Below are 13,937 nucleotides of genomic sequence, written 5' to 3'. Positions count from 1 at the left end.
TTATAGAAGTGAATTTACATACTTGCGTGTCTCATCGTCAACCGCTTTAATTTCTGCTAAACTTGGCTCCATTATTGATTGATGGTTCGTTAACGCATTTTCGATTAAATCTTCAATTTGCAAAAAGGTGATCTTTCCTTTTAGAAATGCCTCAACCGCTATTTCATTTGCAGCATTAAGAACGGTCGGAAGCGTGCCTCCAGCAATTCCTGCATCATAAGCAAATTTTAGGCAGCGAAATCTTTCGAAGTCCATTTCTGCAAAATGGAGTTGACCGACTTTCGCTAAGTTTAATGTTTGAGCTGTTTTTAATGGTAACCGATCAGGATAAGTTAATGCATATTGGATCGGAACTCTCATATCCGGAGTCCCTAATTGTGCCATGACACTACTATCATGAAATTCAATCATAGAGTGAATGATACTCTCCTTATGTAAAACAACATCAATCTTTTCATAGGGAATATCAAATAGCCAATGTGCTTCAATGACTTCTAATCCTTTGTTCATCATAGTAGCAGAGTCAATCGTGATTTTTGCTCCCATAGACCAATTTGGGTGATTGAGGGCATCTTGTACCGTTACATTCTCCAACTCCCGCCGTTTACGGTCTCGGAAGCTTCCACCCGATGCGGTTAAAATTAACTTCCCTATATTTTTTTCAAATTCTCCTTGAAGCGCTTGAAAAATAGCAGAATGCTCACTATCTACTGGCAATAAAGGGACCTGATTTCGACGAACAGCATTCATTACGATATGACCCGCTGTAACTAGAGTCTCCTTATTGGCTAAGGCAATCGCTTTTCCAGCTTCAATCGCATGCAATGTAGGTTCTAGACCCACACTACCCATTACTGCATTTACCAAAATAGTAGATTTCTTATATACAGCTACTTCACTCAACCCTTCGAACCCATAGGTAAACTTAATTTTCGGAAATTCGAGCCTTAAAGAATCAGCATCTTCTTTATTTAACACACAAACTAATTCAGGATGAAATTCTGCTATAAGCTTTCTAGCTAAATCAATATTTCTCCCTACTGACATTGCTGCCAATACGAATTCTGTAGGGTGCTCTTTTATTATATCAAGAGTTTGTGTTCCGATAGAACCAGTTGCACCTAATAAACTTATGTACTTCATTTTTCCAACTCCGATTCAAAAGCGAGAACCTACTAGAAGATTCCCGTATATGTTGTTACGGTAACAAAATAAAATATAAGACCGGCCAAACGAACAGCAAGCTATCAAATCGATCTAGGATCCCACCATGTCCAGGCATTATATTGCCTGAATCTTTTACATTATAGTGTCGTTTCAATGCGGATTCGACGAGATCGCCAACCTGTCCAAAAATAGATAAAAAAACTGTTACTATAACAAGTCTTATTGTAGATACCGTTTCAAGCGAGAATAAGGCAAAAAAGATAGCTACTATTACCGCACATACGATGCCGCCGATAAATCCTTCAACTGTTTTATTTGGGCTTATGTCAGGCCAGAGTTTATTTTTCCCCATTGCTCGACCGATAAAATACGCCCCGGAATCTGTTGCCCACACGATAAATAAGGAATAAAAAATAAACATCAGTCCTGCCGTTTCTCTAATTTCAATAAAATAGAAAAATCCCATTCCTATATATAGAGTGGCCATTATCGAAAAGGAAACATCATCGAAAGTAAAACGATTTTTTGTTACAACTGTGTAAGTTAAGAGCAGCAAAACTGCTAAGAGGGCAAATTCAACCTTGGTATAGTGCATAGGTCCAAAAATATTTTGCAACTGCTTCGGTATTAAAAAGATCCAAAGGACAAGCATTGATATAATCCCCGGAATGGAGACTAATTGGATGCTTCTCATTTTTAACAATTCATACAGTGCAACAGTTGCTAGAACATACACTAATAAAACAAAGGGTAATTTACCCAAAATTACTAGAGGTATAAATATCGCCCCAAATATAATTGCCGAAATAATTCTTTGTTTCATCTTATTGTGTCAACACCTTTATTATACTCCCCCAAACCGCCTTTGACGGTTTTGGAATACTTCGATTGCTTCGACTAAGTGTTCTTCTGAGAAGTCTGGCCAGAGCACGTCTGTAAACCAAAACTCCGTATAAGCTAATTGCCAGAGCATAAAGTTACTTAACCGTATTTCACCACTTGTACGAATGAGTAAATCCGGATCACTTAATTCACTCGTCATTAAGTAGTTTGAAAATACTTCTTCATTTATATTATTCTCTGTCAGTATACCACTTTTGTGGTCTTTTAAGACGTTCTTTACTGCTTCTAAAATTTCTGCTCTGCTTCCATAGTTAAGAGCAAAATTTAATATTAAACCATCATTGTCCTTCGTGTCTTCAATCGCTCGATTAATTGCATTAAGCGTATGAGCAGGTAGACTTTCCTTATATCCAATCATACGTACTTGGACATTTTCCTCGATTAATTCAGGGAGAAAAGTTCCTAAAAACTCCTCAGGTAACTTCATCAAGTAATCAACTTCCATTTTTGGTCGTTTCCAGTTTTCTGTTGAAAATGCATATAAAGTTAACGTGGACACTCCCAATGCATTTGCAAGCTTCGTTATCTTACGGACAACCTTCATCCCTTCATGATGCCCCGCGATTCTAGGCAACGCCCGTTTTTTCGCCCAACGGCCATTTCCATCCATAATAATAGCAATATGAGCAGGAACGGATTGATTTTTTATTGTTGTTATCCGACGCTCGAGTTCAGAAGAAGGTTTATTCTTCCAAAGCTTTATTTTCTCTAACATAAGACGGCTCCTCCAAAATGTAATCATGTGGCTAAAAGACTACATTTAGTTGTAATAATGCTTCTTCTCTAGTCACAATGTATTTATTTTTTTAATGATTGTACACTGTAGCGCTAGAAAAGAGCGTAATGAAAAAAGCAGGTACCTAATTTTGCCTGCTTTTATCATACCAAAAAAGAGAAGAGATATCTCTAAAAAACTAAAGCACTACTTGGAAAAGAAATCAAATTCATTAGAACAGAAAAACCCCCTATAAATAGAGGGTATTCTCTCGGTTCATTAAACCTCTAAAATTTCCTTCTCTTTGTCTTTTGTTAGCTGGTCAACCTTTGTAATATACTCATCTGTTAATTTTTGAATGTCATCAGAATAACCACGTTGGTCATCTTCAGTGATTTCACCATTCTTTTCAAGCTTTTTCAACTCGTCATTCGCATCACGACGGATATTTCTGACAGCAACTTTTGCCTCTTCTGATTCCTTCTTGACTACTTTCACCAATTCCTTACGTCTTTCTTCTGTTAGTTGAGGAATCGCAAGACGAATGATGCTCCCATCATTTGAAGGAGTAATACCGATATCTGATTTTAAAATTGCTTTTTCAATATCGCCTAAAATAGATTTATCGTACGGTTGAATCACAAGCATACGTGCTTCTGGAACGGAAACACCTGCAAGTTGGTTAATCGGAGTTGGCGCTCCGTAATAGTCGACCGTAATTCGATCGAGCATAGATGCATTCGCACGTCCTGCACGAATTCCAGCAAGCTCACGAGTGTAAGCACCGATAGCTTTATTCATACGTTCTTTTGCATTTGCAACGATTTGTTTCGGCATTATTTTTTCCCCCTCACAATAGTCCCAATGGATTCGCCCATTACGGCACGTTTGATATTTCCTTGCTCCATAATAGAGAAAACAAGAAGTGGTATATCATTATCCATACATAAAGAAGAAGCAGTTGAATCCATAACAGCTAATCCTTCCTTAAGTACATCTAAATAAGAAAGCTCATCATATTTCTTTGCTGTTTTATCAATACGTGGGTCAGCAGAGTATACTCCATCTACATTATTCTTCGCCATTAAAATGACTTCTGCTTCGATTTCTGCAGCACGTAATGCAGCTGTTGTGTCTGTTGAGAAATAAGGATTTCCAGTACCTGCTGCAAAAATAACCACTCGCTTCTTCTCAAGATGACGAATGGCTCGTCTACGAATATAAGGTTCCGCTACTTGTCGCATCTCAATAGAGGATTGTACACGCGTTTCCACACCTGACTGTTCGAGACTATCTTGAAGCGCTAATGAGTTCATGACTGTGGCTAGCATACCCATATAGTCAGCATTCGCACGATCCATACCCATTTCTTCACCAATTTTACCTCGCCAGATATTTCCTCCACCAACAACAACGGCTACTTCAACACCTAAATCCGCAATTTCCTTTACTTGATCGGCAACCGATTTAATTACTTTCGGATTAATTCCGAATCCTTGCTCACCAGCAAGTGCTTCACCACTTAGTTTTAGTACGACGCGTTTATATTTCGGACTGGTCATAGAAACCTCCATATGTATATTGCTACTTTAAGCTTTCTTTAAAAATAGGGAACACAGGTGTGTTCCCTAGGAATAGAGTTGACGCTCTAGATATCCAGCTGCGACAGCTCAGAACTAGCTGTCTCCGCTTTTATTAGTTACCTTTAACTTGGTTCATTACTTCTTCAGCGAAGTTATCAGCACGCTTTTCGATACCTTCTCCTACTTCGTAACGAGTGAATTCGCGAATCTTTCCACCTTTTGATTCTACGAAAGCTTTTACTTTTTGATCTGGGTCTTTAACGAATGCTTGGTCGTTCACACATACGTCTTGGAAGTATTTGCTTAGACGGCCTTCAACCATTTTAGCTACGATGTTTTCTGGCTTACCTTCGTTAAGCGCTTGTTGAGTAAGAACTTGACGCTCACGCTCAATTTCTTCAGCAGAAACTTCGTCACGAGATACATACTTAGGGTTTAATGCAGCGATGTGCATTGAAACATCCTTAGCAGCAGCGTCGTCAGCTGTTCCTTCTAATACTGTTAACACACCAATGCGTCCACCCATGTGTAGGTAAGCACCGAATGCATCGTTGTCGCCTTTAGACTTGATTTCAAAACGACGTAGAGAGATTTTCTCACCAATTTTTGCGATAGCTGCGTTTACGTATGACTCAACTGTTGCGCCGTTAGCCATTGTTTGTGCATTTACTTCCTCTACTGAAGCTGGCTTGTTAGCTAGGATATGCTCAGCAAGTTCCTTAACTAGCACTTGGAAACCTTCGTTCTTTGCAACGAAATCTGTTTCAGAGTTAACTTCTAGAATAACTGCTTCGTTTCCTTGAGTAAGGATATAAGTAGTTCCTTCAGCCGCTACACGGTCTGCCTTCTTCGCAGCGCTAGCCATACCTTTTTCACGTAAGAAGTCGATTGCTTGTTCCATATCCCCTTCAGTTGCTTGAAGTGCTTTTTTGCAATCTAACATACCTGCGCCTGTTCTTTCACGTAATTCTTTTACCATTTGAGCCGTTACTGCCATGTGAGTTTCCTCCTTAAAAGCTATGTATTTTAGTGTTAGCTAGCTTTAAAAAAGCTAGTCAAAGATTGTGTTATTCTTTAAAAAAAGGTGATAAAGGGGGTCCCTCTTATCACCTTTTAGTAACTAGTGTTTCCTCAGGTCAAAACGTATTACGCTGTAACTTCTTCGCCTTGCTTCGCTTCTAAAATAGCATCTGCCATCTTAGCAGTTAATAGCTTAACAGCACGAATAGCGTCGTCGTTTGCAGGGATAACAACATCAATTTCGTCTGGATCACAGTTTGTATCAACGATACCAACGATAGGGATGTTTAATTTATGTGCTTCAGCAACTGCAATACGCTCTTTACGAGGGTCGATAATGAATAAAGCATCAGGAAGTTGCTTCATATCTTTAATTCCGCCTAAGAACTTTTCTAAGCGCTCTTGCTCTTTTTTCAGTTGAACAACTTCTTTCTTAGGAAGTACATCAAATGTACCATCTTCAGCCATTCTTTCGATATCTTTAAGGCGTGCAATACGCTTTTGGATTGTTTCGAAGTTTGTTAAAGTACCACCTAACCAACGTTGGTTAACATAGTACTGACCTGAACGGATCGCTTCTTCTTTTACAGAGTCTTGAGCTTGCTTCTTTGTACCAACGAAAAGAACTGTTCCACCGTTACCAGCTAGTTCTTTTACCCAGTTATAAGCTTCTTCAACCTTCTTAACTGTTTTTTGAAGATCGATGATGTAGATGCCGTTACGCTCAGTGAAGATATATTTCTTCATTTTTGGGTTCCAGCGGCGAGTTTGGTGTCCGAAGTGTACACCAGCTTCAAGTAATTGCTTCATTGAAATTACTGACATGTTTGTTTCCTCCTAATGGTTTTTATATTCCTCCGCCCATTTCAACTTTAGACAAAACTGTCGAAACAGCACCCTTTGTCCAAATCCATGAACGTGTGTATTAACACCAAGAGTTACTATAGCATAATCAAATGCTACATTCAAGTTTATTCTTGATTATTTTGGCGAAATTTGAGTAAAAGTTCTATCTCTGTCTGACCTTTATGGAGTTTTTTCGCAATTTCTTCATAGGTAAGGCCTTGCTCTTGTAAATGTACCACTTCTTCTAGCAGGCTCTTTTCTTTTGGTGCAGTCTTTACTTCTTGTACTGTTTCCTCTACTTCCTTTTCCACTTTGAGGTCGTTAGCAGGGTCTTCTGGCTCATTAAAGTCTGGAAGAAGCACCTCTACATCTTCGTCTGTTAATGACTGTGTAGCGCCTAACTTGTAAGCTTTAACAGCTTGGCTCTTTGAACTTTTAACCGGAAACCGGACCTTCTCTTCCTCTGCACTCGGAAGTATTGATTCTATGCTAGCTTCTTTCTTTCTTTTTTCCTGCTTGTTGGACTGATTATTAGCTGCCCTTGTCATTCTCTCAATAAAGCTTTCGTTTTCTTCTTTCATCTCAGCTAAATATGTTGAAATGACATCTTCCATTTCCTCAATCATTCTTTGTTGTTTTTTCTCTACTTCAAAAAGCTTTGACTGACGAAGGTATAAAATCACAATGGAAAACAAAGCAAAAATATTTAATAAGATACTAATAAACAAAAATACACTCGTCATATCATCCCTCTATCCGGAAAAGTCAAAAAAGTTTCCTTTATATGGATGAACTTCTTTCACTGGCTGACTCTCTTTATTTTTTCTATTTCTCTTCCCCTGTTGGTTGTCATTCTTATCTCTTTGATGATCCTTTAGGCGAACCTGTTCCTTTTGCTCATGTTTATTAACTGAGATTCTATTTTTTTCTACTTCTTTAGCAACGGTGTTTGCAGCAACATCATTTTGTTGCTGACCCCGCTGCTGTAATTGTTCTTGTAGCTTGCTAGCATCTTGCATCCTAGGAAGAGCAATTTGCATTTCGATTGCTTTTAAACTCATACCCGGTTGCCCTCTCCCTATTTATTATGTATGGATGAAAATAACCTCTGTTAAACGATTTTTTGTAATGTTTGTCTTAGCTTAAAAATGGCTTTTGAATGTATTTGCGATATTCTTGACGTTGATAAATCCATCACTTGTCCAATCTCAGTTAATGTCAACTCTTCCTGATAGAATAAGCTTAATACAAGCTGTTCTTTATCATTCAAATGAGAAATCATTGATGATAACTCAGAGATTAACTCATTTTTAATAATGGTCTCCTCTGGAATTTCTGCGCGTTCGTCCTTTAACGAGAATCCAGCTCCTTCTTTTTCCTCGCCATCCGGTTGCTCGTCAATTGATAATACATTAGCAAAAAAATGCTCGTTCATTGTATTGTGAACATCGTCTTCGCTCATATTTAGCTCTTCTGCGATTTCTTTAGAAGTCACATTTCTCATTAGTTTTTGTTCTAACTTTTCAATGGTTTGCTCAATTCGTTTGGCTTTATCTCTTGTATTTCTAGAGAGCCAATCTTCCTTTCTTAACCCATCAATGATGGCTCCGCGAATACGAAAGGACGCATATGTATCAAATTTCAAGTCCCTTGTAGGGTCAAATTTTTCAAGCGCATCGTATAAACCAATCATTCCTAAGCTCTTTAAATCATCTCGTGAAACATTCTTCGGTAAACCAACGGAAATCCTTTGGACATGATAGCTTACAAGCGGCAAATATTTTCTTACTAAAAAATCACCTGCATCACTGTCTCTTTTGGAAGTCCATTTTTCCCATATGTTTTGTTCCTCGATCGAAGGTGCCTGTCCCATGGTTTCCTCCTCCAAACGACATTGTTCAAATCAATCGTTAAATTAAATACTTTCTTAATATAAACAGTCCTTATTTCTTTCAAACAATAATCGATTTTTTAATTGCAAAAAAAATCAGCCATTCCAATAAAAGGCTGATCGTTCATTGCTTTCTATTCTACCATTCCTGAGTGCCTTTGTTAACCGTTCGGATGTGTAAGATTTTTGACTTCGGACAAAACTCAATCGTTCGCCCACTATTACCTCCAACATCCTCTGCTATGATAGCAATTTTCAACTCAGCCAACTCTCTTTTAACTGCTTCTACATTTCTTGGACCTATTCTCATCAGGTCACTTGTATTGCTAAATTGAAACATTTGCGCTCCACCAGCAATTTTTGCTTTTAGCATGGAAGGTCTTGCGCCTAATTGCACGAGCTTTTTTACAAGCTCCTTCACCCCGGTATCAGCATATTTTGCAAGATTCATCGTACCAGCTTTAGAAAGGGATGAATCAGGGAGCATAATATGAACAAGGCCTGCAATCTCTTTTACTTGATCATATATGACCACTCCCACGCATGATCCAAGTCCAGATGTTCGAATTCGGTTAGGAGCAGATACTACATTCATATCTGCTATGCCTACCTTAATAATTTCAACTTTTTCATCCATTAACCCTAACTCCTAAAGATTCAAAGATAATATGAAAGGAGTCCGGGTCAGGTAACAAGAAGAAGTGCCCTCGTACACTTTCACTTATTTCAACATCATCTTCATTTAGCGCTGTATCAATAACAATTGCATAATCACTCACCTGCGAAAGTTCAATCAATCCAAAACTTATAATTGCGCCGACCATATCCACGCTTAATGCAGGAACAGATGGATACAAGGCCAGTCCAGTAAAGTCGGATAATGAAGACAAATAGGAGCCAGATAAGATATTTCCAAGTTCCTGCAAGGCGGAGGTAGCTATTTCATTCTCAGCTAGTTGATCAAAGGTAAATTCTTCATCACCTATCATCTGCTTAATGAAGACCGTTGCTTGTTCAGGAGGTAAGACAAAAAACATACTGCCAGGTGCTTCTCCTTCAATACGGAGAAACACCGCTGCCACCACATGATCCGCACCACCCGATAGTTCCATCATTTCATCAAAGCTTACAATTTTCATGAGGAACTTGCATATCTATCTTTTTATTTAAAAGTTTAGAAAGCGCAGTTGCTGCGTGGCCCGCACCAATATTGCCGATTTCTTTTAATATGTCCAAATGAATAGAAGAAAGATTACTAATAAACCCCATTTGGTTATCCTTCAATTCCTTGAGATGCTCTAACTTCGTCTGGATTTAAGACCATTTCAAGGTCAAGTAAGATCATTAAACGTTTATCGACCTTTACCACTCCACTAATATAGTTTGTCTCTTCGGTCCCAACCACTTCTGGCTGAGGTTCTATTGCTTCTGTTTGGACATCTAGAACGTCGTTGGCTGCGTCTACGATTAAGCCAACCTCCATATCTTCTAAAGTAACAATAATAACTCTTGTACTGTCAGAATAAGATTCCTCTTCAATTCCAAAGCGACTTCTCAAATCAATAATAGGAGTGACAACTCCTCTTAAATTAATAACACCCTTTACAAAATGTGAGCTACTAGGGACTCTAGTAATATGCTGTACCTTTTCAATAGAACGAACCTTACTTACAGGAATGGCATATTCTTTTCCTTTTAATTTGGAAGATTATAAGTTTTAAATCTGCTACTGATGTCTCACTCATGAGACTTCCCCCTCTTTCCTAACATGCTAGACACACTTTTAGTTGTTATTTAATTAGTGCATTGCAATCTACAATGAGTGCCACTTGTCCGTCTCCAAGAATTGTTGCTCCTGAAATAGCAAATACATTTGTTAAATAGTTTCCTAGCGACTTTAACACTACTTCTTGCTGTCCAATAAAGGAATCAACCACAAGACCTGCCATCTTGTCGCCTTTTCTTACTATAATCACAGAGTAAAACTCATCCTCTTCTTCAAAAACAGGAACTTCAAAAATATCCTTTAAAAATAAGAGTGGAACTACTTTCCCTCTGAAATCAATTACCTTTTGGTTGTGTGCATTCAGAATATCTTCCTTTTTAACAATGGCTGTCTCAATAATTGAAGAAAGCGGGATTGCATATTTTTCCTTCTGAATTTCTACTAACATAACAGAAATAATAGAAAGAGTAAGCGGAAGTTGAACGGAGAATATAGAACCTTCTCCTTCTTTCGAATCAATTGACACGGTACCGCCGAGTGATTCTATTGTGTTTTTCACAACATCAAGGCCTACACCACGTCCAGATACATCAGAGATTTTTTCTGCTGTTGAGAAACCTGATGCAAAGATCAATTCATATACTTGCTTGTCTGTTAGCGTGGCAGCCGTTTGTTCTGAAATAATTCCGTTCTTTAGTGCCTTATTTAACACTCGATCACGGTTAATTCCAGCACCATCATCCGATAATTCAATAAACACATGGTTTCCACTATGGAAAGCCTTTAAGATAACAGTTCCTTCTTCACTCTTGCCCTTCGCTTTTCTTACCTCAGGTGTTTCCACTCCATGGTCTAACGCGTTTCGAATGAGGTGGACAAGAGGGTCACCGATTTCATCTATTACGGTACGATCTAGTTCCGTTTCTGCACCAACAATTTCTAAATTAATCTTTTTCCCAAGATCCCGCGCTAATTGTCGTACCATTCTTGGGAATCGGTTAAATACCGTCTCCACTGGTACCATTCGCATATTTAAGATAATATTTTGAAGATCTCCAGAAATTCGACTCATTCGCTCCACGGTTTCATGAAGCTCGGAATTATTTAAATCTCTTGAGATTTGCTCTAATCTACCTCGGTCAATGACAAGCTCTTCAAACAAATTCATTAAAATATCTAGTCTCTCAATATTTACACGAATCGTTTTATTACTAGCCTGTTTCACCGATGTTTGCTTTTTCTGTTCCTCTTGTTGAGCAGGTTCTTCTATTATTACTTCTTCTGCAATGATTACTTCCTGTTTAATTGGTTCAAGAGTTGTTTCTGCGGTTGGACGAAGTTGTTCAATGGATAGAGAGTGAATGTCAACTCTATCAACCTCGGATACTTTCATCACCTTGCTTTGAATATCAGACATTGGTTCCCTTGATACAATCGTTACGGTGAACTCTTGATCAAATTGTTCCTCTTCTAGCTGATCTACGGAAGGTGTTGATTTAATGACTTCTCCTAACTTCTCAATCACTTCGAATACCATGAAAACTCTTGCCGCTTTCAACAAGCAGTCCTCTCTCAGCGCAATCGTAATTTCATACGTTTGAAAGCCTTGTTCGATCGATTGTTGTAGTACCGTATACTCAAACTCATCGTATTCACCTTTTAATGCACGAGGAGCATCTGGAGTTAATGTGGCAGCTACCTCCTTTGCACTCTGAGATACAGCTGGACTTTCTCCCTTTTCAATCAACTTAAGCTTTTCCACTACAATAGCAACATCACGTTTTCCGTCGCCTCCGTCAGCAATCGAAAACACCATTGCCTCTAAATCATCTGTAGCTTCAAACACAACATCAAGAGTTTCAGGTGTAACAGATATTTTTTGGTTTCGGATCGCGTCCAAAACGTTTTCCATTTGATGAGTAAGACTAGCTAAGTCTTCGTAACCCATCGTTGCTGACATTCCTTTTAACGTGTGTGCGGAGCGAAAAATATCATTAACAATGCTAAGATCACTTGGATTTTTTTCAAGATCAAGTAATCGTTCATTACAGTTCTGAAGATGCTCTTTACTTTCCTCTATAAAAACCTCTAAATATTGGCTCATTTCCATGCCCAACAGCTCCTTGGAGTTATACATATTTCATTATTGTTTCTGCAATATTATCAACGTTTTTAACTTCATCCACTAGCTTTGTTGCAATAGCTGCTTTCGGCATTCCAAAAACGATGGATGTTTCCTCTGATTCCGCGATAGCCAACTACATTCCCTAACTCTTTTAGCTTTATAAGCCCTTTTGTACCATCCGACCCCATCCCAGTCATGATGACGGAGATCTTTGCATAGGCAGATAACTCACTACAGGATTCAAACATCACATCTACAGCGGGACGATGGCCGTTTCTTGGTGGAGATTGATCTAATTGGATCGCTAAATTAGCTCCTACCCATTTTAGTTTTAGATGAAGACCACCTGGTGCAATATAGACTGTTCCTTTTTGAATGATGTCTCCTTCTTCAGCTTCTTTGACATGAACCTCGGAGATCGAGTCTAATCTTACAGCGAGACTTTTCGTAAATCCTGCTGGCATATGCTGTACTACTAAAACAGGGGCATCAATCGTCTTTGGCAGCTTAGTAATTACTTGTTGAAGTGCACGCGGTCCACCCGTCGATGTACCTATACACACTAGTTTTTTTCCTGACAAAGCATTGAATTGATTCTTTTTACTTGGTTCTATTTTACTATAACCCATACGCTTTTTTACAGTGTTTTTTTCTTGACTGTTCAGCTTCACAAGCTGCTTAATATTAGCTTTACTCGCAGAAACTACCTTTTCTACCAACTCTTCTTTCACTTTATACAAGTCAAGAGAAATCGCACCTGATGGCTTTGTAATAAAATCAGTTGCACCATATTGAATCGCTAATATCGTGTTTTCTGCTCCCTGTTTTGTTGTACTCGAGAGCATAACGACTGGAGTTGGTTTCTCAGACATGATTCGTTTTAATGCCTCAATCCCATTTAATATCGGCATTTCAACGTCCAATGTTACTACATCTGGCTCGAGTTCTATCACTTTTTTTATTGCGTCCTCACCATTTCTTGCTGAGCCAACAACAGTCATTCTAGGATCCTCAGTTAAAAAGTCTTGAATGAGCTTTCTCATAAATGCCGAATCATCCACAATAAGCACTTTAATTTTGCTCATAAACAAGCACTACCTTTCAAACAAAAATCGCTTTAATTTCGAAACAAAATGCGTCTTAGGTTTATCTGAAATTACTTCAAATTGTCTTTCCTCAAAACGACTCGTCATTTGTTGTAACGCTTTAGCAGCTGGTGCTTTCTCGTTAAAAATAAATGGCGTCTGTTTCGTGACCGCTTGATGAACCTGGCGATCATCCGGTATCATACCGAACTCAATAATTTCTCGGTTTAAAAAACGATTAACTACTGTTCGTAATCGTTTAAATGTTTCCATTCCTTCTTTATCAGAATGTACTCTATTGACAATTAGCAAAAATGGCAGATCCGAATCATGCAAATGAATATGCTTCATCATTGCATAAGCATCTGTAATTGATGTTGGCTCTGGTGTTGTAACCACTAGAACTTCATCAACCGAGAGGATAAAAGGCACCGTTTCTTTTGTGGCACCTGCCCCCATATCAAAAAGGATGTATTCATAATCTGAAAATAGATGAGACAAGTCCTCTGTAAACTTCATGTGAACCGGCTTGTCCATATTAACAAAATGAGATAGTCCTGTTCCTCCGGCAACATAATGCAATCCATGAGGTCCTGTAGAAACAATTTCGGACAGTGTTTTTCGCCCTTCAAAATAGTCTACGATTGAGTATGATGCAGACTGACCAATTAGAATATCAATATTGCCCATACCCACATCCATATCAAATAGGAGAACTTTGTATCCTCGGCTTGCTAAAGAAAGAGAAAAATTTAAAGAGAAATTTGATTTCCCTACCCCTCCCTTTCCACTCACGACTGCAAGTGTTTTTGGAGATGGCTTCCCACTCATTTGTTGGATTCTTTGTCTTAACATTTCTGCTTGATCTTTCATGGC

The 13,937-nt window shown here is 38.5% G+C and carries 13 protein-coding genes and 3 pseudogenes; all 16 read right to left on the bottom strand.

Annotated elements, in window-relative coordinates; genetic code table 11:
* The 16 genes and pseudogenes from MKX65_RS08405 to MKX65_RS08330 all read right to left on the bottom strand — a co-directional run bounded on the left by MKX65_RS08405 (window position 1) and on the right by MKX65_RS08330 (window position 13,934).
* On the bottom strand, window positions 1-1,143 hold the full coding sequence (locus MKX65_RS08405; protein WP_340903221.1) for a 1-deoxy-D-xylulose-5-phosphate reductoisomerase: 1,143 nt from the start codon (window positions 1,141-1,143) through the stop codon (window positions 1-3).
* A 55-nt stretch (window positions 1,144-1,198) separates the two neighbouring features.
* Window positions 1,199-1,990, bottom strand: a complete 792-nt coding sequence (locus MKX65_RS08400) for a phosphatidate cytidylyltransferase (RefSeq protein WP_340903220.1) — start codon at window positions 1,988-1,990, stop codon at window positions 1,199-1,201.
* A 21-nt stretch (window positions 1,991-2,011) separates the two neighbouring features.
* Window positions 2,012-2,785 carry an isoprenyl transferase gene (locus MKX65_RS08395; RefSeq protein ID WP_340903219.1) on the bottom strand — a complete coding sequence of 258 codons (774 nt, stop codon included), beginning with the start codon at window positions 2,783-2,785 and terminating at the stop codon, window positions 2,012-2,014.
* 279 nt (window positions 2,786-3,064) lie between these two features.
* Window positions 3,065-3,622, bottom strand: coding sequence for a ribosome recycling factor (gene frr, locus MKX65_RS08390; RefSeq protein ID WP_160545572.1), 558 nt, complete (start codon window positions 3,620-3,622; stop codon window positions 3,065-3,067).
* On the bottom strand, window positions 3,622-4,347 hold the full coding sequence (gene pyrH, locus MKX65_RS08385; RefSeq protein WP_340903218.1) for a UMP kinase: 726 nt from the start codon (window positions 4,345-4,347) through the stop codon (window positions 3,622-3,624). The genes frr and pyrH overlap by 1 nt, the downstream gene beginning before the upstream one ends.
* A 133-nt stretch (window positions 4,348-4,480) precedes the next feature.
* Window positions 4,481-5,365, bottom strand: a complete 885-nt coding sequence (gene tsf, locus MKX65_RS08380) for a translation elongation factor Ts (RefSeq protein ID WP_340903217.1) — start codon at window positions 5,363-5,365, stop codon at window positions 4,481-4,483.
* Between the two features lie 149 nt (window positions 5,366-5,514).
* Window positions 5,515-6,213, bottom strand: coding sequence for a 30S ribosomal protein S2 (gene rpsB / locus MKX65_RS08375; protein WP_119707565.1), 699 nt, complete (start codon window positions 6,211-6,213; stop codon window positions 5,515-5,517).
* A gap of 146 nt (window positions 6,214-6,359) precedes the next feature.
* Window positions 6,360-6,977 carry a hypothetical protein gene (locus MKX65_RS08370; RefSeq protein WP_340903216.1) on the bottom strand — a complete coding sequence of 206 codons (618 nt, stop codon included), beginning with the start codon at window positions 6,975-6,977 and terminating at the stop codon, window positions 6,360-6,362.
* Between the two features lie 9 nt (window positions 6,978-6,986).
* On the bottom strand, window positions 6,987-7,295 hold the full coding sequence (locus tag MKX65_RS08365) for a hypothetical protein (protein WP_340903215.1): 309 nt from the start codon (window positions 7,293-7,295) through the stop codon (window positions 6,987-6,989).
* 50 nt (window positions 7,296-7,345) lie between these two features.
* Window positions 7,346-8,107 carry a FliA/WhiG family RNA polymerase sigma factor gene (locus MKX65_RS08360; protein WP_160545577.1) on the bottom strand — a complete coding sequence of 254 codons (762 nt, stop codon included), beginning with the start codon at window positions 8,105-8,107 and terminating at the stop codon, window positions 7,346-7,348.
* A 157-nt stretch (window positions 8,108-8,264) separates the two neighbouring features.
* Window positions 8,265-8,762 carry a chemotaxis protein CheD gene (locus MKX65_RS08355; protein ID WP_160545578.1) on the bottom strand — a complete coding sequence of 166 codons (498 nt, stop codon included), beginning with the start codon at window positions 8,760-8,762 and terminating at the stop codon, window positions 8,265-8,267.
* Window positions 8,755-9,394, bottom strand: a pseudogene (locus MKX65_RS08350) (chemotaxis protein CheC). The gene MKX65_RS08355 and the pseudogene MKX65_RS08350 overlap by 8 nt, the downstream one beginning before the upstream one ends.
* A gap of 4 nt (window positions 9,395-9,398) precedes the next feature.
* A pseudogene (locus MKX65_RS08345) lies at window positions 9,399-9,870 on the bottom strand (chemotaxis protein CheW).
* A gap of 45 nt (window positions 9,871-9,915) precedes the next feature.
* Complete coding sequence (locus MKX65_RS08340) at window positions 9,916-11,961, bottom strand: chemotaxis protein CheA (RefSeq protein WP_340903214.1); 2,046 nt, start codon at window positions 11,959-11,961, stop codon at window positions 9,916-9,918.
* 19 nt (window positions 11,962-11,980) lie between these two features.
* Window positions 11,981-13,061, bottom strand: a pseudogene (locus MKX65_RS08335) (protein-glutamate methylesterase/protein-glutamine glutaminase).
* A gap of 9 nt (window positions 13,062-13,070) precedes the next feature.
* Window positions 13,071-13,934, bottom strand: a complete 864-nt coding sequence (locus MKX65_RS08330; protein ID WP_160545583.1) for a MinD/ParA family protein — start codon at window positions 13,932-13,934, stop codon at window positions 13,071-13,073.
* Window positions 13,935-13,937 lie beyond the last annotated feature (3 nt).

The organism is Robertmurraya sp. FSL R5-0851, assembly GCF_038002965.1.
GTDB classification, from domain to species: Bacteria; Bacillota; Bacilli; order Bacillales; family Cytobacillaceae; genus Robertmurraya_A; species Robertmurraya_A beringensis.
The sequence above is the reverse complement of the archived record's forward strand: the minus strand, read 5'-3'. Positions and strand labels throughout refer to the sequence as shown.

Bases quoted from the DNA above. Each gene is read 5' to 3' on its own strand.
- MKX65_RS08405 (WP_340903221.1), bottom strand. From the start codon at position 1,143: ATGAAGTACATAAGTTTATTAGGTGCAACTGGTTCTATCGGAACACAA.
- MKX65_RS08400 (WP_340903220.1), bottom strand. From the start codon at position 1,990: ATGAAACAAAGAATTATTTCGGCAATTATATTTGGGGCGATATTTATA.
- MKX65_RS08395 (WP_340903219.1), bottom strand. From the start codon at position 2,785: ATGTTAGAGAAAATAAAGCTTTGGAAGAATAAACCTTCTTCTGAACTC.
- frr (WP_160545572.1), bottom strand. From the start codon at position 3,622: ATGCCGAAACAAATCGTTGCAAATGCAAAAGAACGTATGAATAAAGCT.
- pyrH (WP_340903218.1), bottom strand. From the start codon at position 4,347: ATGACCAGTCCGAAATATAAACGCGTCGTACTAAAACTAAGTGGTGAA.
- tsf (WP_340903217.1), bottom strand. From the start codon at position 5,365: ATGGCAGTAACGGCTCAAATGGTAAAAGAATTACGTGAAAGAACAGGC.
- rpsB (WP_119707565.1), bottom strand. From the start codon at position 6,213: ATGTCAGTAATTTCAATGAAGCAATTACTTGAAGCTGGTGTACACTTC.
- MKX65_RS08370 (WP_340903216.1), bottom strand. From the start codon at position 6,977: ATGACGAGTGTATTTTTGTTTATTAGTATCTTATTAAATATTTTTGCT.
- MKX65_RS08365 (WP_340903215.1), bottom strand. From the start codon at position 7,295: ATGAGTTTAAAAGCAATCGAAATGCAAATTGCTCTTCCTAGGATGCAA.
- MKX65_RS08360 (WP_160545577.1), bottom strand. From the start codon at position 8,107: ATGGGACAGGCACCTTCGATCGAGGAACAAAACATATGGGAAAAATGG.
- MKX65_RS08355 (WP_160545578.1), bottom strand. From the start codon at position 8,762: ATGGATGAAAAAGTTGAAATTATTAAGGTAGGCATAGCAGATATGAAT.
- MKX65_RS08340 (WP_340903214.1), bottom strand. From the start codon at position 11,961: ATGGAAATGAGCCAATATTTAGAGGTTTTTATAGAGGAAAGTAAAGAG.
- MKX65_RS08330 (WP_160545583.1), bottom strand. From the start codon at position 13,934: ATGAAAGATCAAGCAGAAATGTTAAGACAAAGAATCCAACAAATGAGT.